Below are 1,750 nucleotides of genomic sequence, written 5' to 3'. Positions count from 1 at the left end.
ATCCCGCTGTCCTCCATCATGTAGGCCAGCCGCTCCGCCGGGTAGCCCGGGTCCAGCGGCACATACGCACCGCCCGCCTTCAGGATCGCCAGCAGACCCGTCACCATCTCTACCGACCGCTCTGCCGCAATCCCCACCCGAACCTCCGGGCCTACCCCCAGCCTCACCAGATGCTGCGCAAGACCGTTCGACCGCGCCTCCAGCTGCGCATAGCTCACCTGTTCGTTGCCGAAGACGACCGCCGTGGCATCCGGCGTCGAATGTGCCTGTGCTGCGATCCGCTCATGCACCGGCCTCACGTCCTCATACACTTCGTCATTGCGCGCCCACGACAACAGCTTCGCCTGCTCTGCCCCATCGAGCAGTTCCACATCCGACACCGTACGTTTGCCGTCGCCCGTCAACGCTTCCAGCATCGCCACGTAATGGCGGCCAAGGCGTTCAACCGTCCGTTCCTCGAACAGTTCGCGGGCGTAGGTGAACTGTGCCCACAGACGGCCCTGGGAGTCCTCCGTCGTGTTCAGTGTCAGCTCGAACTGCGCCCCGCCCTCACCCGTTCCGTAACTCGCCACACCCAGGCCCGGCAGTTGTGCCAGTACCCCGTAGTCCAGCCTCTGATGATTGAACACCACCTGGAACAGGGGCGTGTGACTCAGGCTGCGCTCCGGCTGCAGTTCGTCCACCAGCACGTCGAATGGAAGATCGGGGTGCGCCTGCGCCCCCCGTGCACGCTCCCTGATCTGCTCCAGCAACCCGGCAAGCGTGGTGCGCCCGTTCAGCTGTGCACGCAGAACCTGCGTGTTCACGAAGAACCCGATCAGCGCTTCCACCTCCGTGCGCTCCCGGTTGCCCACCGGTACGCCAATACGGATGTCTTCCTGCCCGGTGTGACGGTGCAGCACCGCATGGAATGCGGCCAGAAGCACCACAAATGGCGTCGCGCCCAGCCGTCGCGCCGTCTGTCTAAGCGCCTCGCCCACCTGCGCCGGCAACGGGATTTCGTGATGCGCTGCGCTGTAATTGCCCAGCGTCTGCCGCTGCCGGTCCACCGGCAACGCCAGCAGCGGCTGCTCGTCGCCCAGTTGTTCGCGCCAGTACGCAAGCTGCCGCTCACGCTCACCCGCCTCCAGCCACTGACGCTGCCACACCGCATAGTCCGCGTACTGCACGGCCAGTGCCGGCAGGCCCGACGCCTCGCCCGACACCCTCGCACGGTATGCCGACACAAACCCCTCGAGCAGCACGTTCATCGACCACCCGTCCGACACGATGTGGTGCATCGACACCACCAGCACGTGCTCGCACGCACCGAGCTTCGCCACCCCGACGCGCAGCAGCGGACCGGCTTCCAGGTCGAACACCTCGTGCGCCAGCCCGCGCGCCCACGCCTTCGCCGACGCCTCCCCGTCACCGTCCCCGGACAGGTCCACATACCGCCAGTCGTATGGCAGCTGCGCGTGGATCATCTGCCGTGCAGTACCGTCCTCGCCCGTCCCGAATGTCGTGCGCAGCGACTCCTGCTGCTGCGAAACGTCGCCCATTGCCGTGCGCACCGCCCCGACGTCCAGCTCACCCGTCAGCTTCAGTCCGCCCGCGATGTGGTACGCCGTGCTGTCACGCTGCAGGTTCCACAGGAACCATAGCCGCTGCTGTGCATACGACAACGGCAGTGGCCCGTCACGTGGTACCGCGACCAGGGGCGGCGCCTTCGACGCCTGCGCCCCCGCGACCGCCTGGGCCAGCCCCGCCA

1 protein-coding gene is annotated in these 1,750 nt (G+C 67.0%); it reads right to left on the bottom strand.

Annotated elements, in window-relative coordinates:
• Positions 1-1,750: condensation domain-containing protein (locus FQ755_RS35995; protein ID WP_144162807.1), on the bottom strand; the 1,750-nt coding region annotated here is incomplete at both ends.

Source organism: Paraburkholderia sp. BCC1885 (genome assembly GCF_900996235.1).
Lineage (GTDB): Bacteria > Pseudomonadota > Gammaproteobacteria > Burkholderiales > Burkholderiaceae > Paraburkholderia.
The sequence above is the reverse complement of the archived record's forward strand: the minus strand, read 5'-3'. Positions and strand labels throughout refer to the sequence as shown.